Source organism: Vibrio cyclitrophicus (assembly GCF_024347435.1).
GTDB lineage: Bacteria > Pseudomonadota > Gammaproteobacteria > Enterobacterales > Vibrionaceae > Vibrio > Vibrio cyclitrophicus.
Genome location: NZ_AP025480.1, coordinates 1,718,437 through 1,740,096, shown reverse-complemented (window position 1 = coordinate 1,740,096; position 21,660 = coordinate 1,718,437). Strand labels below are relative to the sequence as shown.

Here is a 21,660-nt window from a genome sequence, read left to right as displayed (position 1 = left end):
GATTAAGGCGCTGTGCGGTAGCTTTTGTATTGCGTTACTCACACCTTAGCAAGGCGTTATAAGCCCTAGGAGTACTATGGAAATCACAGAGTTACAAGTAATCGATACAGCCATCAAAATTGGGTTAGGCAGTCTCATTACATTAGTTGGTACGTTTTTAGTTACATGGTTAAATCACCGAAATGAACGCAAAAAAGAAAGTCGAAAAAGATTCTATGATTCACTGGAATCAGTGAGCTCGAATATTGAAGAAGTCACGCACGTTTCACTACGATATTGGGCATTGATAATTGAATGGGTTCGAAATAATGCTCAAGACATGGATTTAACTGAAAAGCGCTATGAAGAGTTAGAGCGCACCAAGTCGGAACTTTTCGATCAGTTTAAGAACTTAACCGTAGCGGAATCTAAGTTAATGCTATTGGGGTTAACCAACATTTCTTCGCAAGTTCGTGACTATGGCGAATTCTTAAAAGAGTTGCGTAGAAAATACTATGACGGTAAGCAGTCTCTTAAAGAGAGTGACATGGACGACGTGAGAGAAGAGTTGTTAAACAAGAGAAAGGTAATTTTCGAAGAGTTAGCCAAGTCATATAAAAAGGGCTTATAACAAGAGACTATGGCGTCAATAGCTAATTTTTGGCGCTATTGTTATCCCACATAACACCGTCTCTTAGCATCGAATTTAGTATTACAACCATCTTTCTCATACAGGCAACTATCGCTACTTTTTTTGGTTTTCCTGCCGCAAGTAATCGTTCATAAGTGGCCTTAAATACTGGGTTGCATTGTATGGCGGACATCATTGCCATGTATAAGACTGTGCGAACTTGGGCACGTCCCCCCTGGATCATCCGCTTACCTTTGAGGCGTCCACTTTCTCTTGTTATTGGGGCGACACCGATAAGAGAAGACGCTTGCTTATTGGTGATGAAACCGAGTTCAGGAACATTACTGATGATAGAAGCTGATGCTATTTTTCCTATTCCTGGCATGCTTTGTAGTATCTCATTTTTAGCTTGGTATTCAGGGCAGGTATCAATGAGTTTTGATATCTTTTCTTCTACCTTGACGATCTGATTTTTCAGAGCAGTTAAGATCGGTTTGATTGAGGATGCTAAGCTCTGAGGTAAAATTTGTTGTCGGTTTTTTTCCATTGTTTGCATGGACAGTAACTGGTTACGCCTTGTGACTAAGTCACTCATTAGCCTTATGTTTTCGCTCTTTAGCTTGGTCAATTTAGGTTGGATAGCTTCCCCAAAGTGAGCAATAAGAGCTGCATCTAGGCGGTCATTTTTAGCTCTTCGTCCAATGGCTCCAGCAAATTTTTTTACGTGCAAAGGGTTAGCAATGACGTATGGAAGTTTTGCTTTGTCGCAGGCAAATATGAAAGGCATTTCCAATCGACCAGTCGCTTCGATAACCACGCGGCTAGGGCGGTGCTTAGCGATAGTTTTTACCGCTTCGTTGATGCCTTTTTCATTGTTGGGGACAGTGAAGTAAATATTGAGAGGACGGATGTAAATGTCTAATTGTGATTTGCCGGTATCAACGCCGACATTAATGTTTTGAAGTGTGTTTGTATTCATAATAAGCTAACTCTTGCTTGCAAATGCGGGCTCGAGACCCAGAAGACTATTCGAGTGTGGTGCTTGGAGCTCTATCTGGCGTTCGTACTTGTTATCGGTCTCTCGATAGAGGAACCAGCATTTAATCGAACTACCAGATAGAAGAACTTTAGTTGCAGCTAAAGTCTGGGTCTCACCTTACCCGATTGGAGCGCTTATTATCCATACAAAGTATTTAAGAGTGATTCGCAACGCTTGGCAGTTTCGCTTCGCTCAAGTATAGCCAAGCGCCGCTCACACCTTAATGCGGCTACATGGATTCCCCCGGTTGTCAAACATCCGCTAAACTTATGTTGATGGGTTTTGGACTGCCGCTCTACATTCGGCCTACTTATCGACGATTCGCATACGTCGTGGCCCTGATGACTTTACGCGACTGCGGTGCCTTATTCGTTAGATGACATCTAGTGTGTCCGCCGCATTAACAGGCTCTCCGCAAGTGGTCTTAACCTATCTCCATCATTAGCGTCTGCAATGACCCGGTGGGTTTAACTCTTTATGCTGCTTCGATTTTTACTTAAGCAGCATAGTTTTCATATTCTGTTTGATTGTGTAAAAGTGACCATATAATTCGTGCGTTCTTCGCGGCCAGTGCCACTATTGCTCGGTTCATTCCTCTTCGTTCTAGAACGCCGCGACACCACTGACTTAATTTATCTTGCTTGTCGCCAAGGTTGGCAATCACGGTCCTTGCGCCATGAACTAATAGTGTTCGTAAGTATTTATCACCGTGTTTGGTTATTCGGCCTAAGCGAGGTTTTCCTCCTGTGGAATATTGCTTTGGTACGAGTCCTAGCCAAGCAGAGAAATCACGGCTTTTATCAAATTGAGAGCCATTGCCTATCGAAGCGAGTATCGCAGTAGCGGTTTGAGGACCAATGCCTCGAACCTTCATCACTCGTTGAACATTAGTGCTGACCTTAGCAAAAGAATCAAAGACTTGTTCAGTATCGGCGATACGTTGATTCAATTCACCAAGGTGGTGATAAGCATCGGCTATTACTGTTCTAGCGAGATGTGGCCGTTCATTTTCTGCATCTTCGAGCATTAAGGGAATCTGTTTCATCAATGAAGAGCGACCAACGGGAATGATCAACCCGAACTCAGAAAGTAGGGCGCGCATGCGATTCATAAGCGCGGTGCGTTCACGAACCCAATGCTCTCTCATTCTATGTACCGATAGGATGGCTTGTTGCTCTGGTGATTTTACGGGCACAAAGCGAGTGGATGGTCGCTGAACAGCTTCGCAGATAGCTACTGCATCATTAAGGTCGTTCTTCCCTTTAGTTCGATAAGGAACCACGTATTTAACGGCCATAATGCGGGCGTCATGACCCAGTTTATTGAGTGTTCTTGCCCAATAATGTGCACCACCACACGCTTCAACGCCTATACGCATGAGTGGCATATTTGCTATTGTAGTCAGTAGTTTAGAGCGGGTTACTGACTTATGAAATATGACCTTACCATTTTGGTCTACGGCATGAAGACTAAAGTGGTTTTTGGCTAGGTCGATACCGCAGAAATAAGAATAATCAGACATGGTGCCTCCGATGCATTTAAGTACCACATAAGTGTGGCAGATCCACTCCTGTAGGGCGAATCCATGTCATTCGTTATGTGAATGGAGGTTAAAATGTCTTCTGTACCAAGAAATAAGGATGAATTAGAGCTAACTATAAACTCGATATTTTCTAAACTCATGGCTGATTATCGTTCAACTCCAGAAAGGAAAGTTCGTACATTTGGAGTAGAGGGGAACGTCAAAGGTACAACCATTAGCGTTAGTGATACAGTGGCTTACTTGATTGGTTGGGGTAAGCTCGTTCTTAAATGGCATCACCAAAGATCTCAGCATCAACAGGTAGATTTCCCGGAAACTGGTTACAAATGGAACCAATTAGGCCCACTCGCCGAAAGCTTCCACGAGGAGTATCGTGATTGGAAATACGATGATTTACTCATTGAACTTGAGTCGACGGTTAACGAGATACTTTTACTCATTTCAAGCTTAAGTGACCATGATTTGTATGGTGTTGCGTGGTATGAACAATGGACTTTGGGGCGCATGATTCAGTTTAATACGTCATCACCTATGAAAAACATACGTACTAAAGTTCGGCGTTTCAACCGAGAATTCACATAACAAGTAGTAAAGCAGAACGTCAATGCTTGGTATTTTACGATACGTTGGGTTTTGTGTTTACAATGGTAGGTTTAGGAGTATTGAAAATGTTTTTTTCTAGTTCATATCAACCCTTAGTTAATGGCACTCATTTGTGTGAAGAGTTGGCTAGGTTTTTATCCAAAAACAAAAGTAACTTTGAACAGAAACTAGTTCCAGATCTGTCTCACATAGATCATATGGCTCACAATGTTAATGGTATTGAAGTTGTAAAGATTTCTTACGTGAGTTCCAATCAATATCAACTCGACTATTCATACGATTGGGAAGTCTATCGTGGTTGCTCTGACATGAATGACGCTGGTATCGAGCATGGAAGGGTACTGTTTGTCCTCAATGATAACGGTTCCATTGAAATTGATTTCCCTGAATATGAAGAGCGTGCTACATGTGATGAATTTTAGTACTGACAAACGGTTTATAAGCACTTGTTAACATCGGAGTTTAGATGGAAAGTGAAAGATTAAAATTGGAACCTCCTTCCTTAAATTATATCGATGCTATGTATGAAGTCATTGAGGAATGTAAGCAAGATCTCTCCCAGTTTTTGCCTTGGGTTTCAGGCTTATTATCTAAACAAACTTTAGAAGATAACACTAAAGGAGCAATGGTGAATTTTGCCAGCTGTACTGGTGAATTTTGGTTTAATATCATTGAAAAGAAAACAGGGTTGTTTATCGGCGTTGTAGGTTTTATTGTCAGAGATAAATCCGTACCATATTTTGAAATTGGCTATTGGTTACAAACTTCAAAAACTGGTTTTGGCTACATAACTGAAGCTGTTGGTTTGGTTGAACAATACGCTTTTCATGACTTATTAGCACTACGATTAGAAATTAGAATGGCAGCGTCAAACCTTAAGAGTCAGGCTGTTGCAAAGCGTTGTGGTTATGAGGCTGAAGCAACACTAATTAACTCTAGGCGACTGCCGTCAGGTGAGATCGATAGCACGATGATTTATGCTAAAACGCGATGCTAACAAGCCATTTGATCAATCCAAGCAGACAGCCAACACGTGGTATTTTAAATTCCAAATTTGTTCAGAACTCACATTGAATTTCAAAACAAGGCGTTATATCGTTTTCTAAGTTCATCGTTTTAAAGGATTAGACATGATTAAGCTCAGACCAATGACCTCAAGTGAATATCCAGCTTATTGTGATTATTTTATTGATGATTACAGTCGTGAAATTGTTGAAAACTATGGTCATTCATTGGATAGGGCGATTGAATTGGCTAATCAGGATCTTCTTCGTAGTTTTCCAAATGGTTTAGAAACTAACGATCATGCGTTGTTGTGCGTTGAATCGGGTTCAGAATTGGTTGGTTATTTGTGGCATTCAATTAATGCAGCTGACAAATCCACGTTTATTTATGACTTCTTTATTTTTCCAAACTTCCGTAATAATGGTTACGGAAAATTGGCAATCTCTGTTCTTGAATCGCAATTGAAATCGGTTGGTATTGAACAGATAAAGCTGAGAGTCGCTTACCAAAATCAGAGAGCGTTAAAGCTGTATCAAAAAATTGGCTTTGCTATTTCTGGCTACAATATGTCAAAGAAAATAGTCACTTAACATTCTCGAGATAGCACACCCACCCAATTTGCGACCTTCGCCACTCTAGGCTACTTTTGGTTTACCGCGTTGAGTGGTAAGTTTGGACTTAATCGCATAGCAGAGAACGTGTTATGCAGCTATTAGGCTTACGGAGTAGGAATGGATATTTCCCTCAGACAGGCAAGTGAAAAAGATATTCCTTTTTTACTTTCACTGCGCGATAAAACGATGAACCAATATTTGGAAGATGTTGGTATATCAACAACTAACGAAGAGCATGAAAAGCGAATACGCTATGAATTTGCGCATGCGAAAATCGTTGAGTTGGACAATGAACCCATTGGATTATTCAAGGCTACCTACAATAAAGATCTTAACTACTGGCATTTGGTGCAAATTCAAATTGATCCCGAATACCAAGGTTTAAAGATTGGTAGGACGTTGATTAATGGATTGATCGAGAAAGCTGCAATAACGAGCTCTAAAATAGGCTTAAGTGTCATTAAAACCAATCCAGCTCAACAGTTGTATTTGCAGATGGGTTTTGTGATTGTGAAAAAAGCGGATGATGAATACTTGATGGAGCTGCAAGCGTAACAAACACTTAAGTAGAACTGTCTCTTGAATAAGCATAGAGCCATTGATGCACCAGGTCTAAGTACAACAGTTGAACGATGGTCACGACAAAGAAACCAAGGGATCAACATGAAACAACGAATATTCAGAAATATGCAGTTAGCTGTAAGTATTGGATCTGGTTTTGCGATCTATCAGTACTTTTTTATGACAGACGGTGCGTTTGATTTTTATGGGCCAATTGTGGTGTCTGCTTTTACGTTTGTAGTTAGCAGTATTGGTACCGTTCTAAAAGAAATAATCATGCGCAAAAAGGAGACTGCGTGAGAATAGTGGAAGCAAGTCGGTCTGATCTAGAGTATTTCTTCGAGTATATAGGAGCGCTGCTTCTTGAAAATGTGGTTTGGGTTCAACAGGACACTTAGCAGCTATATAGCCAAGCATCGTTTGAGTTAGCAGCGCCTTTATATCGCAACAAGTGAATCGGAGGTTCAATGGACAAAGCAATCAAAACACATTTCGACGAGTATCCTGATGATGTTCGGGGCCGGCTTGAAGAGTTACGTTCATTAATCTTTGAGCTTTCCTCTGATTTGGGTTTAGGTGACGTCGAAGAGTCTCTGAAATGGGGTGAGCCGAGTTACAGCGTTAAGACAGGCAGCCCAATTCGAATCGACTGGAAATTGAAATCGCCAAACAACTATTTCTTGTTTTTTAACTGTCAAACAAAGCTAGTCGACACATTCAGAGAGTTACACGATGGTACGTTGGCATTTCAAGGTAATCGGTCAATCATCTTGAACCTAACTGAACCACTTCCAAAGGCGCCTATTAAGCAGTGCTTAGAGCTCGCCTTAACTTATCAGCAACGTAAACATCTACCGCTTCTTGGCGCATAATTCTCACGCGCTGTCATGTGCTTAACTGAATGTGATTCGAATTTGAAAAGTACGCTTGCAACTGATTTACAAGGCTTGGCACTTCTCGTTTAATGCTAGGTTAGTGTTTAACGTCTTATGGTTTAGGTTAGTGGCGTTGCTCGGACCGTAAAGTGGTATATGAACAAGGACAGTTTATGAGTCAACAAGAAATCTTTATAGGGTTTATTGCTTATGGGCTTATCAGTAGCGTTATTGGATTTTTTACATTTTTTGTCATCAAAAACGCTAAGTTCAAACAAGCGTTGTGGACTTTCCAGAATGTTACTTTTGGTATTTTCTTAATTGGATATATTTATTTATCGGGCGGTGGAGGAGCAAAATTGTTGGTCTGGGTTCCATTGGTCACTTTAGTTTCTATTTACAATGTCCACTCTGTAAAATTTTGTAGTTCATGTGGAAAAGCTAACACAAGAAAAAGCGGATTCTCGGCCACAAAATCATGTGGCGATTGTGGTAATACTTTATAGTGAAGCATCGACATAACAAGACGTTAGTGTCATCTTGAGTTTCAGCTTAAAAAGGAAGTGGTATGAATTTAGATAAAGCGAAGAAACGGATCGCTAAACAGGTTAAGAAAGGCGACAACGGCTACCCTAAAATTACGTTAGCGTACTTTGGCCCAACAAAAGAGGTTGCAACTCAAGTAGCCGTCCAATTTGTAATGGGCGAGGGAGACAGTGTTCAAGAAGAGCGTTTTTCTTGTGAAACTGAAATTAGAGATAATGAGCTCATTCAAACAACCTTACTCAAGGTAATCGAACGCGCTAATGTTAACTCAGTGATTGAAGTTGAAGGCGTAACTGTTCTCTAGCTTTCAATATCTAGTTTTTATTTTGAGCCTCGATCCTAAGGTGGCTCTATATTTCTGCTAGCTTGATTGGTTAGCCGATAAGGTATTTTGTGATTGAATTTAAAACAGTAGGTCTTTTTGTATTAACTGCGATAGCGGAAATCGTCGGCTGTTATTTACCTTACCTTTGGCTTAGGCAAGATAAGAGTATTCTGCTTTTAATTCCGGCTGCAATTAGTCTTGCTGCGTTTGCTTGGTTACTCACTCTACATCCGACAGCGACAGGTCGGGTTTATGCGGCATATGGCGGTGTGTATATCTCGGTTGCATTGATATGGCTGTGGTTGGTTGATGGTGAAAAACCGACAACGTGGGATATGGTAGGTGGTTCAATCGCTCTACTTGGTATGGCGATTATCATGTTTGGTCCTCGAAACGCGTGATTCATGTATTGAGCGAATAGAAGAGGTTAAAGCCATGGAAAAGGTTGATTGGCATAAGAATAAAATTGACGACAGTACCGTTATTACAGATAGCTACAAAACGACTCAGAATGTTCGCCGATATTTCAAATCCCAATTTGGTGAGCAGTTTAAATTCAACCGTGATTTTATACTTTGGATGAAAAGTGCGACTGGGTTGACAATGGGTGATGCCTTGAAAGAATGGGCTAAGCGACATCCAGACAGTTGAGTTTTATATAATGACAAAAATACCGCTGATCGAGTCAGCGGTATTTTTTATTGAGAGCATTGGTTTGAAGAGTCGCGTATAGCTTCTCTAGTTTGCAGAAGCTAATTCGACACTTTGTATTTCACTAGCAACTTGCCAATCTCCACCTAACGCTTTATATACCGCAATCGTGGTGTTGATTATTTGAAGCTTTTCGGCCACTTGGCGCTCTCGTATCACTTTTGTTGCTTTGTGCGTCGAACAAAGGCAAATAATCGACTAGGCCCGCTTTATATAATGACTTCGCTTTGCTTACGGCGTTATCCACGGCGTCTGTTGCTTCATCTATGCGTTTGGGTTTCTAGATTAGTCACGGTCAAACGCAGTGAATGCGTAGTCTTGCTGTAGGTTTGCTTGATATTTACCACTTTCGATTTGTTCAACTGATACATTTGATTCACCTAGGTGTACGTTACGTACAAAGTGATGTTGATTCGTTGGTAACGTTGCTTTTAGCTCTTGATGGCTCATTGTATTTAGTGAAGAAGCAAACTCTTCAGCAGCGTTTTGTGCCTGTTTCTGAGTGGCAAAAACACCCACATTTAGATCGGCTTCACGATCAATTTGAACCCAAGAAGATGAAGCGAAAGAAGCTGAAGTAAATGCAATAGTTGCTGCAAGAGTAATAATGCGTTTCATAATGTAATCCTCAAATAATTTTATTTTCTTGAGGCGCTTTGCCTCGGTACAACGCTATTATTATGCAGAATTTAAGTGTGATAAATATCACATTCTTCTTTTCACTGATGTCAAAAATGCACGAATAAAGGCTTGGTTTTCCATTTTTGACCCAGGTGTGGTGACATTTTTAACGTTGGAGGTGTTTTTATACAGTTTGTGAAGCTTATAGAAACTATTAAATGAAGAGATCATCTAGTGACAATGCTGCTAAAGGTATAGCTACGTAATAATTTTATATTTTCGATTTTTTCTTTGAGAGGTTTATGTTTTTATTGAACGTGAACGTGAACGTGAACGTGAACGTGAAAGTGGCGGGTGTTTGATAGGTAAAAAAAGCAGCAATAAATTGCTGCTAGAATATTTCGTAGTTAATAAGTAACTTTCAAAGGCAGTGGGGAAAGTCAACGAGGTAAATAATATTTTAAATATAGTGATTTGTCTCGATAATAAATAACCATACATTGTGGTAATACTTGCATCAAGCTATCTTTAGATATAAAAAAAGCCCACTATAAGTTAACACTGATCATTTAAGCATTTTCCTGATCAGTTGAACGATCCTGCAGATGGTTGACAATACCCTTAAGCACTTCTGTTTAAGGGTATTTTTTATGCTGTCACACTGGTTAATCGATGTTGACGATTTTGCTAATCCAGAATCTCTTTCTTTGTTCCAAAAAGACCTTCCGCTAGATTGGATAAACCAAGCTTTATCTGAAACGAACAAAGCGAGTATGCGTCGTAGAAAGTTACCTGCCGAACTTGTTGTATGGTTAGTCGTTGGTATTGGTCTCTATCGAGATAGACCGATTACCGATGTACTCGATAAACTCGACCTCAAATTGTCTAACTCATTGGGTGAGTCTATTGCACCTAGTGCGATTCCCCAGGCGAGAAAGCGCCTCACCGCTAAACCTTTAGAGTCATTATTCTCAATCACAGCAAAGCACTGGACACAGTCGGAAGATGCGGGTGATAAATGGAATGGTTTGAGCCTATTTTCAATTGATGGCACACAGTTTAGAACGCACGATAACCCAAGCTTAGCTGAGCATTATCAATATGTTTACTACCGAAAAGACAGGCACACTGAATATCCAATCGTTCGAATGTGCGCACTCACATCCCTACGGAGTCGACTTATTCATGATGTGGCTTTTGGGGAAAGTTCTAAAGGTGAAATTAGCTATGCAAAAGATTTAATTTCATCAGCTGTCCCGAATTCATTGACCATTTTTGACCGTTGCTACCTGAGCGCAGAGCTTATGCTTAACTGGCAACGAGAGCATGGGACAAGTCACTGGATGACGCCCATAAAGTCGAATGTGAAGTATGAAACCATCGAGCAACTCGATGATGATGGGCGAGATCTGATTGTAGAGATGAAAGTCTCTCCACAAGCTAGAAAGCAAGACCCGAGCCTCCCGGAAACGTGGAAAGCGAGGCTGGCTCTATACCCCGATGATGGTGAACAACAACCCAATCATATACAAGGGCTGCTGACTTCTCTAACAGATAGAAAATACAGTTTAAAATCATTATTAGACGTGTACTTCGAAAGGTGGGAAATCGAGAAGAGTTATGGCGAGATTAAGCATGACATGCTTGAAGATGAAATTCTGCTCCGCAGTCAATCTGTAGAGGGTGTAAAGCAAGAGGTATGGGGTATCCTTATCGCGTATAACTTAATCCGTCTGGAGATTAGCCGAATAGCAAAAGAGGCAGAAGTCTCACCACTTAGGATAAGCTTTACGATGGCACTTCGAGATATTCAAGATGAGCTAATGTGGTGTGCTATCGCTTCTCCAGGTTCTATTCCCAAAAAGCTGCGAGCTATGAGAGAGCGAGTGAAACGTTATATTTTGCCCGAAAAACAAAAACGGCCCAAAGGTAGGACCGTTCGTTTTAGTAAGACTCGCTACACTGTGCGATCTAAACACCTTAAATGATAGGTGTTGCACTATAAGTGGGCTTATTCTTGACTAATATTAGAACGAGTAGCGAAGTGCTAACGCTAAAATATCATCTTCACCGTCTACGTCGGTGATCTTGTATTCAGCAAGTGTTTTGAAGTTAGGAGTTAGGTTGTATTCACCACCTAGTGAGTAGTAATCAACTGTATCTACACCGTCTTTCTCTAGGTTGTTATAACCGATTAGAGCGTTAAGCTCTTTAGTTACCTGGTAAGTAACGACTGCTTCAATACCTTCGTAGTCAATATCGTTATCCGTACCATCTTTTTCCCAGTTCTCGCCATCGCTGAACACTACTGCAGCGTACAGATCTTCGTAGGTGTATGAAACTGCTGCCGTTAGAAGTTCAGAATCTGCGCCAGCAGCTGCACCTTCACCTTCGTTGTAACCTAGTGCTACTTTCATGCCAAACGGCAGTGCATAGTCTGCTGCAATGCCGTATGAAGAGGCATCTGTTGAAACTTGGTCATTCTCGCCTTGGTAGCTTACGTGTACATTAAGAGCATCGTAAGAACCCGTTGCTTTGAATACAGAATCTGAACGGCCAGTACCAAATAGATCAGCACTTACACCTGCAGCTTCGTTACCAAACTCTGGGAAGATATCTGTGTAATCAGACACTAGTGTTACTGCACCAAATTGGCGACCGTAGCTAACCGTCCAAAGCTCAGAACCCACACCTACGTAACCTTTACGTACGTCAAATTCGTCTTCGTTTTCGTTGCCGCTATTAGATTTAAATTGCAGCTCGTACAAACCGAATGCATATAAATCATCATTAATTTGAGATTTTCCGTCTAAGCCAACACGGATGTAGCTTTGGTCTCCATCGATATTTTTATCACTAGAAAAATAGTAAGCACCTTGAGCTCTACCGTGAATATTCAGTTCAGTTTCTGAATCAGAGTAAACTTGTGCTGCATTAACTGCAGAGCCAAAGATTGCGGCACCAATTGCCAGCGAAATGATTTTCTTGTCCATATTTTAATTACCACTACATTGTGTTTTAAGTCGAAGTAATTATCTATACACATGGATTATTTAAAAGTGAGTAATTATCAATTAACTATGGTAAATAATAAGCACAAGTATTTGGTATAAAATATTCTATCTTATTGTTTTTCGATCTTTTATCAAAAATGATAGGAACTTGGTTATCTTTTTTCTCTTATTAAGATAATTCCAGAGAGAAGGAAAGAGTAACCGAAGAATTCTAGTCCTTCTTCAACTAGTGTTTTTATATCTCTGTTGTAGCCATCACCTAAAAAATCCATCCAGAAGCCTTTGTAGCCGGCAATGCGAGAAAATATAAAGAACATAAAGAAACCGATGACCCAGATAAGAAAACTATCTGTAGTGAAAAATCGGTTTGCTCCAGCAATGATGCTTTTTTGATTGGAGAGCAGTTTATAGAAGAAGATTATTGCTGATATGACACTAGCGGGGACCTTCCAAAAGCCATGAAAAAAGAACAACTCAAACACTTGGTCAAGTTCTCTCGAAACGAGCAGTAACATGATCAGAGAATGAATTTTTAATATCGATGAAAAGGCATGACTCTCTCGCGCTTTGAAGTAACTGATTAGTGCAGTGCCTAGAAGGATAACAACCTGGCTGATCTCAAGTACAGAGCTCTCTTTGGTATGAGAGTCAAAGTGAATACTAATGTAAGCAATGACTAATGTGAGTACGAAGCTATGTAAAATAATGAACGTATCAAAAATGCGGTTGCCGCGTCATTCGTCATAAATTGGGCTGATATATTGCATTATATGAATCCAGAAAGTGGTAAAACGATAGAGTAAAACGGGAGCCTTGTTACAAGTAGGTTTCCCAAATCGGCGTTGTACCAATTTCATTCTGTATTGAGTCGATAAACAGCTTGGCGAGAGGTTGTTGATTACGGTGTGAGTACATAGCAAATATATCGCTGTGAGTTGATAGTTGGTATTCAGGTAGAAGTTGTACAAGTCCTTGTTTTTCTAGTTCTTCCTGTAGCATGAATTGCCCAATAACAGCATAGCCAAGGCCGTCTTTCACTGCGTCCATGATGAGATCAGTTTCGTTTACCTTGTACTTGGCATTCATATTGAAGGTTTTGATTTCACCAGCTTGTTCGTCATCGACAATTCTAATCTTGTCCGATATGAAAGATTCACTTGAGTAAACCACCGCTGGTAGCTCTATCAACTTTTCCAGTGTTTGCGGATTACCGTGTCTTGCTAAGAAACCTTCTGAAGCAATGATGGCTAATTTATTGGTCGCAAGTTTGCGCACAATCATGTTCGACTCGCGAATTGGGCCGATGCGAAATACAACGTCGTAACCTTCACTGATCACGTCAACTTTATGATCAGAGAGTAAAACTTCTACCGTAATGTAGGGGTACTTGTGCATGAAGCTTTTGACGGCTTTTTTAAGGTATGTACGACCAAAGAACGACGAACTCGAGATCTTTAAATGACCCCGCGGCTCAGCGTGAAAAGTGTCTGCAAGCTTTTTGGTCTCAGTCAGCAGCTCACGTATTTTCTTCGCCTGTTGGACCATCTCTTCGCCAGCATTGGTGAGTGATAGCGATCGGGTCGAGCGGTTGAGCAGTCTTAGCCCTAGGCTGTCTTCTAATTTTTTTATCTGTTTAGACAGTGCGGAACGGTCAATGTGGTTCCTATCGGCCGCCTTTGCAAAGGTGCCGTATTCAGATACGTCGAGCAGTAGTTCCAGTTGAGTAGCTAAGTCCATACTCAAACTCCTAGTAATATTTTTGCAATTAGATGTGATGAAGTGCGCATTCTACAAAACCTATTCGCAAAAATTATGGTTTTATTTGCACTTTACTAGTGTGTTTTGTGCACCAATATCGAGATACTTCGATAACTCTTCCGTTAGGCCATGAAAGTGTACAAAGAGTATGCAAATGTCCTCTAGTTAGACGTAATGGTTATTTTGTAGATGAAAATACAATAACGGTAATAGCTTGCTGGTAAAGAGGCTGAAAAGTGCGTTGAACCCGTGATAACACGGGTTCAACGATCAAGTCGGGTTTTCAATCGTGCAAATTAGGCATTACTAAATGTTTGAATTGGGGGCTTTTCTGCATCACCGCACCTTCTTAGAATAGCCGCCGCAAATAGGTGAGGTTATTTATGTATAAAAAAATGATTGCTGCTAGCGTGTTGTTAGCAGTGCTTAATGGGTGCAGTGGCGAAGAGGCAAAGGCCTTAGCACCATCGAAGGTTCTTCCTGAACTCGATATTGCACAAGTGGCGCAAGAGCCAGTACAACAGTGGTTTACTTACACCACACGCATAGAAGCGCCTAAAGAAGTGTCTTTAATGCCCCGAGTGTCGGGAATGATCGAGACGATTGAGTTTCAGGATGGACAACGAGTGGAAAAAGGCGATCTGTTAGTGACACTAGATGCTCGTCCATTTGCTGCTCGTGTTGAACAGCTTAAGGCTCAGAAGTCGAGTGCACTAGCCGCACTTTCTCAAGCCAAGAGTGAACTTAAGCGTGCGGACGAGTTGATTAAACGCAAAGCTATATCTGCAGAGCAGGCTGAAACGCGTTCTACAGCGGTGAAGCAACGTGCGGCGGAGCTGTCAGCGATTGTGGCTCAATTGAAATTAGCTCAACTAGACTTGGATTTTACACGTATCTATGCGCCCATCAGTGGCACAATTTCTCATGCTTTTATCACTGAAGGTAACAACGTTAATCCCAACCAGAGTGTGCTTACAGACATCGTCTCTAATGGAAAGGTATATGCGTACTTTAATGTGGATGAACGTACTTGGAACCGATACTTTTCTAGAACGACTGTAGAGTCTGAATTACCAGCTCGTCTTACTCTGTCTGGGCTATCTGATACATCGGTCACGGGGAGAGTTGACTTCGTTGATAACGCCATTGACATTAATACGGGTACGTTGACTGTGCGCGCCGTTTTCGATTCAAACAAACATCCTTTGTTGGTAGGTTCGTTTGGCCGTGTGCAAATCACAACCAGTGATGAGCAAGATGTTTTATTGGTTCCAGAGCGAGCAATAGGTACAGACCTAGAAAACCGTTTTGTTTTAACGATGAATGAAGCAAATGTCTTAGAATACCGACCTATAGAGCTGGGCGAGCGCTACGGTAAGTATCGAGCTGTTATTAGTGGCCTAGAGAGCAGTGATTACATTGCGGTAAATGGTCCAGCAAAGGTTGGGCCAAATACTGAGATTATTCCACGTCCTGTGGATCTTGATCTTTCAAGTACGCGATTGACATTGGCGAAGCTAGAAACGCAAGAGCAAAGTGTCTCTTCGATGCAAGGTCAATAGGAGTAGAGAATTATGAAATTTGCGCACTTCTTTATTCAGAGACCCATTTTCGCATCTATGCTTTCACTACTCATTCTTATTGCCGGTGGTATTTCTCTGTTTCAATTGCCGGTCAGTGAGTATCCTGAAGTAGTTCCTCCAACCGTAGTGGTGACAGCCAATTATCCAGGTGCCAACCCGAAAGTGATTGCTGAAACGGTTGCTACACCATTAGAGCAGGAGATCACCGGCACCGAGAATATGCTGTACATGTTTTCTCAAGCGACGAGTGACGGTCGTATGACACTAACGGTTACTTTTGCTCTAGGGACTGATCTGGATAAGGCTCAAGTACAGGTACAAAACCGTGTGAATAGTGCGCTTCCGCGTCTACCGCAAGCGGTTCAACGCCTAGGTGTTATCGCAGAGAAAGCGTCACCCGACTTAACGATGGTGGTTCATATCTACTCGCCAGATGAGAGTCGAGAAATCAGTTACCTGTCTAACTACACAAATCTCTACATCAAGGATGAAGTCGCAAGATTAGGTGGTGTGGGTGACGTGCGGCTATTCGGCGGCGGTGAATACTCGATGCGCCTCTGGCTTAACCCAGATGAACTCGCTTCTCGTAACCTAACCGCGATGGATGTGGTTAATGCTGTACGTGCCCAAAACCAGCAAGTTGCAGCAGGCTCGTTGGGTGCGCAACCTGCTAGTATCGATAACCAATTTCAGATTCTGTTAAATGTAAAAGGCCGTTTGGCAGACCTTGATGAATTTCGAGATATCGTAGTCAAAGTTGGCAAAAACGGTGGAATAACACGTCTTCGCGATGTCGCTGAGGTCGAGTTAGGTCAGAATACATATGCGTTGAGAGCAATGCTGAATGGCAAACCTGCAGTGGCGATGCCGATTTTCCAGCGACCGGGTTCTAATGCAATTCAATTGTCTGATGATGTACGTTCTGTTATGGCGAATTTATCTGAGAAGTTTCCACAAGGTGTCTCTTATGAGATCGCGTATGACCCTACCGTCTTCGTACGAGAGTCTATTGATGCAGTCATTCACACGTTGTTGGAAGCGATCATTCTCGTTGTGATTGTGGTGATATTGTTTCTGCAAACATGGCGAGCATCAATCATACCGATTATTGCAGTCCCAGTGTCTTTGGTCGGGACATTTGCAGTCATGCAGTGGTTAGGCGTGTCTATTAATACCTTGTCTCTTTTTGGTTTAGTGCTCGCAATAGGCATTGTTGTCGATGATGCGATTGTGGTGGTTGAGAATGTTGAGCGGAATATTCATAACGGTCTCTCTCCATTGGATGCGACAAAACAGGCAATGTCGGAAGTTACAGGGCCAATCATCGCGATCGCTTTGGTCTTGTGTGCGGTATTTGTACCAACGACCTTTATTACTGGTTTATCTGGCCAGTTCTACAAACAGTTCGCATTGACGATTACGATCTCGACCATCATCTCTGCGTTCAACTCTTTGACGCTGTCGCCTGCGCTTTCTGCTCTTCTGCTTAAAGAGAAGGACGCCAAGCCAGATTGGTTGACACGTGTATTGGATACCATCTTTGGGCGTTTTTTATTTGCACCGTTCAATAGACTGTTTGATGCAAGCTCAAATCAATACCAAAGCTTGGTTAAAAAGCTCATTCGAATGAGTGCGATTGTTGTCGTGATCTACTTTGGTTTACTCGGTAGCACAGCGACCTTGTTTAACGCAGTGCCAGGAGGCTTCATCCCGCAGCAAGATAAACAATACTTGGTTGCAATAGCTCAATTACCTGATGCAGCGAGCTTAGACAGAACCGATGCAGTAATCCGTGAAATGGAGCAAATGGCGCTCGAAATTCCGGGGGTGGCGCAGACAATCTCTTTCCCTGGGCTTTCAGTGAATGGTTTCACTAACAGCCCAAATAGCGGCATTGTTTTTGTTAGTTTGGAGTCTTTTGATAAGCGTACGACGCCGGATCTCTATGCTAATGCTATTGTGGCTGAGCTCAATAAGCGTTTTTCTGCTATTGATGAAGCGTTTGTTGGGATTTTCCCACCCCCTCCAATTCAAGGCCTGGGCTCTACAGGTGGATTTAAATTGCAGATTGAAGACCGTTCGAATAAAGGATTCGAAGAGCTATTCAATCAGTTAAACCAAGTGATTCTGGAAGCGCGCTCTCGCCCTGAGCTCATAGGTTTGTATTCGACCTTTAGGGTTCAAGTTCCGCAAATGGAGATCAACATTGACCGCGAGCAGGCTATGTTACAAGGCATTCCGCTTGAGCAAGTGTTTGATGCATTACAGGTTTACCTTGGCTCTTTATATGTCAATGATTTCAATTTGTTTGGTCGCACTTATCAAGTGAACGCACAAGCGGACGCGAATTTTAGGGTCGATCCGAAACAGATTTTGAAATATGAAGTGAGAAACGCTCGCGGTGACATGGTGCCTTTAGGAGCTGTGCTGGAAGTCGTTCCATCAATTGGTCCAGACCGAGTGATGCACTACAACGGATACCCAAGTGCAGAGCTTAACGGTAGCCCAGCATTTGGTTACAGCTCTGACCAGGCTCAAAGTGCTATTGAAGAGGTACTGGCGCAAACCCTATCTGAAGGTATGGCTTATGAATGGACGGAGGTGACATACCAACAGATCATTGCGGGTAATACCATGGTCTATATCTTCCCATTGGTCGTGCTACTGGTGTTTATGGTTCTGGCGTCTCAGTATGAGAGTTTAACTTTGCCATTCTCTATTATTTTGATTGTGCCTATGACCATCTTATCGGCGTTGGCTGGGGTTTGGTATGTTGGGGGAGATAACAACATTTTCACTCAAATCGCCTTGATTGTGTTGGTAGCCTTGGCAAGTAAGAACGCGATCTTAATGGTTGAGTTTGCAAAAGAGCTAAAAGATCAGGGACAAAGCCCACTAGATGCTATTGTGGACGCGTGTCGGTTGCGTTTACGTCCAATCTTAATGACTTCCATTGCTTTCACTGCGGGTGTTATTCCGTTAATGCTTGCCACTGGTGCTGGTGCAGAAATGCGTCAAGCGATGGGAACCGCGGTTTTCTATGGCATGCTTGGCGTAACCGTATTTGGGTTATTGTTAACGCCAGTCTTTTATATGTTGGTGAATAGAAAGCGGAATTGAATCTAATTCTAATTGAAGATTAGGCCTAAATTGAAAAGCCCTCTAACGTTTGTCGTAAGGGGCTTTGTTTTTGATATCTGTTGTCTGTCGAATAAAGGGGTTACCTTTCTCGGGAAAGCATACCATTAATAGTTTTCTGCGTTAGCTCACTGACTTGATTGATGTTTTTCTGTTTATATCTTTCTAATTTTGCTTGTTGGTGATCTTTTTAGTTGTCTTGTGTGGGGTTAGCAGACTGTATTGCTTTTTCCTTGCGTATGAACTCATTTTGTTGTGGTACATGAAAAACGACCGATCGCCTCATGGCTTGGGCTTGAAGATTAACTACATAGTACTTATTACTGTATTAGGCGCTGTCTAATAATTTTATAAATTTAAGTGACACTTCATGTGCAGTAATATCTTGTACAAAGTGTCAAAGTTGGACGAAACAATGGACTTAGCAACACGATTAGAACTGCTTCTTGAAGTTTCCAAAGCAGGATCTTTTGCCAAAGCTGCAGATAGGCTGAACGTTGATCGCTCTGTTTTATCAAAGCAGGTAAAACAACTAGAGGAGCACTTGGGTGTAAGGTTGATCAATCGCACAACCCGCTCACTTTCGTTCACTCATGTAGGAAAACAGATCGTAGAGCAAGCAGTGAAGGTGAGTGAGTTGCTTGAAGATACGGAAAATATAGCCGCGTGTTTCTATAAAGAACCTATCGGCAATCTCCGTATATCGAGCACGACTCTGTTCGGTCGTCGGTTTCTGCAAAAAGCAGTTGAGGAGTTTCTAACTCGTTACCCAAGAGCGTCGATTGAATTGATACTAGATGATAGCCGTGTTGATTTGGTGGGCGAGGGGTTTGATATTGTCTTTCGTATTGGCCCAATGAGAGATTCGTCGATGATTGCCAAGAAGCTTGCCGACAACAAAACGGTCATAGTTGCCTCAGAAGCATTTATTGATAAGCACGGTATGCCACGTAGCCCAGAAGAGCTGACGATGTTACCAAGCATTATCTACTCACATGCAGGTTTTGTTGCGGACAAAGTTCAGTTCTATCTAGAGAGTAACACTGGGGAGCTTGAAACTTACGCCCTAAAAGGCAACTACCGAGTGAACGAGCCTGAGTTAATTGTCGAAAGTATAAAAGCCTCGCTCGGTTTTGGTCAGATAGGCCAATTCATGCTGAATGAAGGTTTGGCTGAGCAAGGTTTGGTGCAATTGTTGCCAGAGCGCGAAATTCCGTCTTTTGGTGATATCTATGCTATGTACACTCATCGAAAGCAGTCGCCGCTGGTGTTGGCCTTTATTGAAATCGTTCAAGAGATCATTGGTACACCACCAAGCTGGGAGAAGCACTTCGCTTAAAGAGAAAGATATATCAATCAGCTACTTGGTAGGCCTAGTTATTAATTATGCATTCAGTACAGCATGGTTTTTTTGTACGGATTGGTGTTGCCTGAGGTTACAGGCCCGTTGACATCCGGAATTACGGATAGTTTTCAGAGATTGAAACCTGCATCTTCATGTTGAGCAGGTAAAGATAGTTGAGTTTTATATAATGACAAAAATACCGCTGATCGAGTCAGCGGTATTTTTATTGAGATCATTGGTTTGAAGGGGTGTGTATAGATTTCCTAGTTTGCAGAAGCTAATTCGACACTTTGTGTTTCACTAGCAACTTTCCAATCTCCACCTAACGCTTTATATACCGCAATCGTGGTGTTGGCCGTTTGAAGCTTGGCGGCTACTTGACGATCTTGCATCGCTTTTTTTTGTCTTTGTGCGTCGAGTACCGACAAGTAATCAACTAGACCCGCTTTGTATAATGACTTCGCTTTGCTTACGGCGTTGTCCACGGCGGCTGTTGCTTCATCTATCCGCTTTTGGTTTTCTTGGCTTCTGCCATAAGCGAACAATGTTGAGTCTACTTCTGCAAACGCGCTGTCTACCGAGTGTTGGTAGTTAAGCGCAGCAGAACGGAATCTAGCTTCGTTCATTTCCACCATGGCTTCACCCCTGCCACCATCGAATACATTCCAACTGATGCCTGCAGATGCAGCCCAACCGAACGAGTCGCTACTGAACAGATCATCAAAGCTACCTGCGGTGATACCTGGTGTGCCCGTTAGGAAGAACTTCGGATAGCGATTAGCAATGCTGGCGCCGAGTTCTTCGTTAATCGCCGCCATTTCACGTTCTGCGATTCGGATGTCCGGGCGTTGTTCCAACAAGTCAGAAGGTAACCCCGTAGGGATAATGTCTGTCATTCTTGGCAAGGTAAATTCGACAGCTAAACGCTGATTCACGCTTATGAGTGATTGACCTAACAATACTGCCATACGCTGCTTGTGAACTTGCTCTGCTATCTCCAGTTGCGGCACGATAGACTCTGTTCCGGCAAGCATTGCTTTGGCTTGAGCAAGGTCTAGTTCAGAACCATAACCACTTCTTACAACCTTGGTGACCAGTTCCAGTGTTTGCTTTTGATCTTGAATGTTCTCAAGGGCAATCGCTTTACGTTCTTGAGCGCCACGGTATTGCAGATAGTTGTGAATCACATCTGCGGTGATCAGTGTGTTCAAACCTGATTGGAATATTTCAGCTTGTTCAATACGAATCGTTGCGGCGTTGGATTGTTTGTCAATTCGACCAAACAAGTCCATTTCCCATGCGATGCTCGCACCTAAGAAACTACCATCGTGTTGCGCTTCCAATAACGACATGCCTGTTGCAGATTCAACTGCGTCTGACGCCCCAAAGACTGGGCCGAGTAGGGAGTCGTTCTCACTCAGTTGATAGTTGTAGTAACCGCCGCCAACGTTCACTGTGGGTACTTTGAACGATTCAACGACACTCTTGTACGAGTTAGCGATCTTGATGCGTTCTGCCGCCAATTTAAGAGGGATGTTTTGGTTTTGAACGTCGGTCACTAATTGGTTTAGCGTAGGATCATTAAATTGCGTCCACCAGTGACGGTGTTGTTGGTTTGTCTCGCTGTGGTTCTCGCTATTCTGGCTGTAGAGAAAAGTTTCAGCCATTGTTGTTTGTGGTTCTTCGTAATCAGGTCCAACCGCACAACCTGTAAGCAGTAGTGCTAGGGCAATAGGAGCCACTTTAAACTGAGGTAATAGATACATGTT

General features: G+C 42.2%; 23 protein-coding genes and 1 pseudogene. 16 read left to right on the top strand and 8 right to left on the bottom strand.

Annotated features, from left to right (window positions below):
• The first annotated feature begins 76 nt into the window (after positions 1-76).
• Positions 77-610 (top strand): hypothetical protein, encoded by a 534-nt coding sequence (locus OCW38_RS07540; protein WP_065612427.1) that lies wholly within the window; start codon positions 77-79, stop codon positions 608-610.
• Positions 611-632: 22 nt separating this feature from the next.
• Here OCW38_RS07540 and OCW38_RS07535 read toward each other — a convergent pair whose 3' ends face one another.
• Positions 633-1,589, bottom strand: coding sequence for an IS110 family RNA-guided transposase (locus OCW38_RS07535; protein WP_102418508.1), 957 nt, complete (start codon positions 1,587-1,589; stop codon positions 633-635).
• A gap of 556 nt (positions 1,590-2,145) precedes the next feature.
• Positions 2,146-3,171: an IS110 family RNA-guided transposase gene (locus tag OCW38_RS07530; RefSeq protein WP_261893554.1), complete on the bottom strand. Its 1,026-nt coding sequence runs from the start codon at positions 3,169-3,171 to the stop codon at positions 2,146-2,148.
• Between the two features lie 93 nt (positions 3,172-3,264).
• On the opposite strand from OCW38_RS07530, the gene OCW38_RS07525 reads away from it, so the two are divergent.
• The 11 genes from OCW38_RS07525 to OCW38_RS07475 all read left to right on the top strand — a co-directional run bounded on the left by OCW38_RS07525 (position 3,265) and on the right by OCW38_RS07475 (position 8,372).
• The gene (locus OCW38_RS07525; protein ID WP_016789331.1) at positions 3,265-3,774 is read left to right on the top strand and encodes a ClbS/DfsB family four-helix bundle protein; all 510 of its coding nucleotides are present in this window, start codon (positions 3,265-3,267) and stop codon (positions 3,772-3,774) included.
• 86 nt (positions 3,775-3,860) lie between these two features.
• Positions 3,861-4,217, top strand: a complete 357-nt coding sequence (locus tag OCW38_RS07520) for a hypothetical protein (RefSeq protein ID WP_261893551.1) — start codon at positions 3,861-3,863, stop codon at positions 4,215-4,217.
• Positions 4,218-4,261: 44 nt separating this feature from the next.
• Positions 4,262-4,792 (top strand): GNAT family N-acetyltransferase, encoded by a 531-nt coding sequence (locus tag OCW38_RS07515; RefSeq protein WP_261893549.1) that lies wholly within the window; start codon positions 4,262-4,264, stop codon positions 4,790-4,792.
• Between the two features lie 133 nt (positions 4,793-4,925).
• Positions 4,926-5,390 (top strand): GNAT family N-acetyltransferase, encoded by a 465-nt coding sequence (locus tag OCW38_RS07510; protein ID WP_261893547.1) that lies wholly within the window; start codon positions 4,926-4,928, stop codon positions 5,388-5,390.
• 141 nt (positions 5,391-5,531) lie between these two features.
• Positions 5,532-5,969 (top strand): GNAT family N-acetyltransferase, encoded by a 438-nt coding sequence (locus OCW38_RS07505; protein ID WP_010440993.1) that lies wholly within the window; start codon positions 5,532-5,534, stop codon positions 5,967-5,969.
• A gap of 108 nt (positions 5,970-6,077) precedes the next feature.
• On the top strand, positions 6,078-6,275 hold the full coding sequence (locus OCW38_RS07500; protein ID WP_016768471.1) for a hypothetical protein: 198 nt from the start codon (positions 6,078-6,080) through the stop codon (positions 6,273-6,275).
• Between the two features lie 167 nt (positions 6,276-6,442).
• A complete protein-coding gene (locus OCW38_RS07495) occupies positions 6,443-6,847 on the top strand; it encodes a DUF1801 domain-containing protein (protein WP_010440988.1) in 405 nt (134 codons plus the stop codon).
• A 176-nt stretch (positions 6,848-7,023) separates the two neighbouring features.
• Complete coding sequence (locus OCW38_RS07490; RefSeq protein ID WP_016786437.1) at positions 7,024-7,356, top strand: hypothetical protein; 333 nt, start codon at positions 7,024-7,026, stop codon at positions 7,354-7,356.
• A gap of 62 nt (positions 7,357-7,418) precedes the next feature.
• Positions 7,419-7,700, top strand: a complete 282-nt coding sequence (locus OCW38_RS07485) for a hypothetical protein (protein WP_010440984.1) — start codon at positions 7,419-7,421, stop codon at positions 7,698-7,700.
• 89 nt (positions 7,701-7,789) lie between these two features.
• Positions 7,790-8,122: a YnfA family protein gene (locus OCW38_RS07480; RefSeq protein ID WP_016788684.1), complete on the top strand. Its 333-nt coding sequence runs from the start codon at positions 7,790-7,792 to the stop codon at positions 8,120-8,122.
• A gap of 34 nt (positions 8,123-8,156) precedes the next feature.
• Positions 8,157-8,372 carry a DUF6434 domain-containing protein gene (locus OCW38_RS07475; protein WP_102387637.1) on the top strand — a complete coding sequence of 72 codons (216 nt, stop codon included), beginning with the start codon at positions 8,157-8,159 and terminating at the stop codon, positions 8,370-8,372.
• Positions 8,373-8,459: 87 nt separating this feature from the next.
• Here the strand turns inward: OCW38_RS07475 and OCW38_RS23045 are convergent.
• Together OCW38_RS23045 and OCW38_RS07465 are read right to left on the bottom strand one after the other, a co-directional pair.
• Positions 8,460-8,706 (bottom strand): annotated as a pseudogene (locus tag OCW38_RS23045) (efflux transporter outer membrane subunit); the annotation flags it as partial.
• 11 nt (positions 8,707-8,717) lie between these two features.
• Positions 8,718-9,050: a DUF3316 domain-containing protein gene (locus tag OCW38_RS07465; protein WP_016799000.1), complete on the bottom strand. Its 333-nt coding sequence runs from the start codon at positions 9,048-9,050 to the stop codon at positions 8,718-8,720.
• Between the two features lie 653 nt (positions 9,051-9,703).
• Here OCW38_RS07465 and OCW38_RS07460 point away from each other — a divergent pair.
• Positions 9,704-11,041 (top strand): IS4 family transposase, encoded by a 1,338-nt coding sequence (locus OCW38_RS07460; RefSeq protein WP_261893540.1) that lies wholly within the window; start codon positions 9,704-9,706, stop codon positions 11,039-11,041.
• 39 nt (positions 11,042-11,080) lie between these two features.
• On the opposite strand, the gene OCW38_RS07455 is transcribed toward OCW38_RS07460, so the two are convergent.
• From OCW38_RS07455 to OCW38_RS07445, 3 genes are all read right to left on the bottom strand, one after another.
• Positions 11,081-12,046, bottom strand: coding sequence for a porin (locus OCW38_RS07455; protein WP_016788682.1), 966 nt, complete (start codon positions 12,044-12,046; stop codon positions 11,081-11,083).
• A gap of 173 nt (positions 12,047-12,219) precedes the next feature.
• On the bottom strand, positions 12,220-12,789 hold the full coding sequence (locus OCW38_RS07450; protein ID WP_261895646.1) for a hypothetical protein: 570 nt from the start codon (positions 12,787-12,789) through the stop codon (positions 12,220-12,222).
• Positions 12,790-12,883: 94 nt separating this feature from the next.
• Complete coding sequence (locus OCW38_RS07445) at positions 12,884-13,804, bottom strand: LysR family transcriptional regulator (RefSeq protein WP_016766855.1); 921 nt, start codon at positions 13,802-13,804, stop codon at positions 12,884-12,886.
• A 404-nt stretch (positions 13,805-14,208) separates the two neighbouring features.
• On the opposite strand from OCW38_RS07445, the gene OCW38_RS07440 reads away from it, so the two are divergent.
• The 3 genes from OCW38_RS07440 to OCW38_RS07430 all read left to right on the top strand — a co-directional run bounded on the left by OCW38_RS07440 (position 14,209) and on the right by OCW38_RS07430 (position 19,885).
• Positions 14,209-15,387, top strand: a complete 1,179-nt coding sequence (locus OCW38_RS07440) for an efflux RND transporter periplasmic adaptor subunit (protein WP_010440967.1) — start codon at positions 14,209-14,211, stop codon at positions 15,385-15,387.
• Between the two features lie 12 nt (positions 15,388-15,399).
• Positions 15,400-18,528 (top strand): efflux RND transporter permease subunit, encoded by a 3,129-nt coding sequence (locus OCW38_RS07435; protein WP_261893537.1) that lies wholly within the window; start codon positions 15,400-15,402, stop codon positions 18,526-18,528.
• 433 nt (positions 18,529-18,961) lie between these two features.
• Complete coding sequence (locus OCW38_RS07430) at positions 18,962-19,885, top strand: LysR family transcriptional regulator (protein WP_010440963.1); 924 nt, start codon at positions 18,962-18,964, stop codon at positions 19,883-19,885.
• 269 nt (positions 19,886-20,154) lie between these two features.
• Here the strand turns inward: OCW38_RS07430 and OCW38_RS07425 are convergent, their stop codons facing one another.
• Complete coding sequence (locus tag OCW38_RS07425) at positions 20,155-21,657, bottom strand: efflux transporter outer membrane subunit (protein WP_261893535.1); 1,503 nt, start codon at positions 21,655-21,657, stop codon at positions 20,155-20,157.
• Positions 21,658-21,660 lie beyond the last annotated feature (3 nt).

Excerpts from the sequence above, each read along its gene's own strand:
- OCW38_RS07475 (WP_102387637.1), top strand. The coding sequence starts at position 8,157 with ATGGAAAAGGTTGATTGGCATAAGAATAAAATTGACGACAGTACCGTT.
- OCW38_RS07515 (WP_261893549.1), top strand. The coding sequence starts at position 4,262 with ATGGAAAGTGAAAGATTAAAATTGGAACCTCCTTCCTTAAATTATATC.
- OCW38_RS07430 (WP_010440963.1), top strand. The coding sequence starts at position 18,962 with ATGGACTTAGCAACACGATTAGAACTGCTTCTTGAAGTTTCCAAAGCA.
- OCW38_RS07500 (WP_016768471.1), top strand. The coding sequence starts at position 6,078 with ATGAAACAACGAATATTCAGAAATATGCAGTTAGCTGTAAGTATTGGA.
- OCW38_RS07455 (WP_016788682.1), bottom strand. The coding sequence starts at position 12,046 with ATGGACAAGAAAATCATTTCGCTGGCAATTGGTGCCGCAATCTTTGGC.
- OCW38_RS07435 (WP_261893537.1), top strand. The coding sequence starts at position 15,400 with ATGAAATTTGCGCACTTCTTTATTCAGAGACCCATTTTCGCATCTATG.
- OCW38_RS07530 (WP_261893554.1), bottom strand. The coding sequence starts at position 3,171 with ATGTCTGATTATTCTTATTTCTGCGGTATCGACCTAGCCAAAAACCAC.
- OCW38_RS07510 (WP_261893547.1), top strand. The coding sequence starts at position 4,926 with ATGATTAAGCTCAGACCAATGACCTCAAGTGAATATCCAGCTTATTGT.
- OCW38_RS07520 (WP_261893551.1), top strand. The coding sequence starts at position 3,861 with ATGTTTTTTTCTAGTTCATATCAACCCTTAGTTAATGGCACTCATTTG.
- OCW38_RS07465 (WP_016799000.1), bottom strand. The coding sequence starts at position 9,050 with ATGAAACGCATTATTACTCTTGCAGCAACTATTGCATTTACTTCAGCT.
- OCW38_RS07445 (WP_016766855.1), bottom strand. The coding sequence starts at position 13,804 with ATGGACTTAGCTACTCAACTGGAACTACTGCTCGACGTATCTGAATAC.
- OCW38_RS07535 (WP_102418508.1), bottom strand. The coding sequence starts at position 1,589 with ATGAATACAAACACACTTCAAAACATTAATGTCGGCGTTGATACCGGC.
- OCW38_RS07485 (WP_010440984.1), top strand. The coding sequence starts at position 7,419 with ATGAATTTAGATAAAGCGAAGAAACGGATCGCTAAACAGGTTAAGAAA.
- OCW38_RS07525 (WP_016789331.1), top strand. The coding sequence starts at position 3,265 with ATGTCTTCTGTACCAAGAAATAAGGATGAATTAGAGCTAACTATAAAC.
- OCW38_RS07505 (WP_010440993.1), top strand. The coding sequence starts at position 5,532 with ATGGATATTTCCCTCAGACAGGCAAGTGAAAAAGATATTCCTTTTTTA.
- OCW38_RS07440 (WP_010440967.1), top strand. The coding sequence starts at position 14,209 with ATGTATAAAAAAATGATTGCTGCTAGCGTGTTGTTAGCAGTGCTTAAT.
- OCW38_RS07495 (WP_010440988.1), top strand. The coding sequence starts at position 6,443 with ATGGACAAAGCAATCAAAACACATTTCGACGAGTATCCTGATGATGTT.
- OCW38_RS07460 (WP_261893540.1), top strand. The coding sequence starts at position 9,704 with ATGCTGTCACACTGGTTAATCGATGTTGACGATTTTGCTAATCCAGAA.
- OCW38_RS07425 (WP_261893535.1), bottom strand. The coding sequence starts at position 21,657 with ATGTATCTATTACCTCAGTTTAAAGTGGCTCCTATTGCCCTAGCACTA.
- OCW38_RS07540 (WP_065612427.1), top strand. The coding sequence starts at position 77 with ATGGAAATCACAGAGTTACAAGTAATCGATACAGCCATCAAAATTGGG.
- OCW38_RS07490 (WP_016786437.1), top strand. The coding sequence starts at position 7,024 with ATGAGTCAACAAGAAATCTTTATAGGGTTTATTGCTTATGGGCTTATC.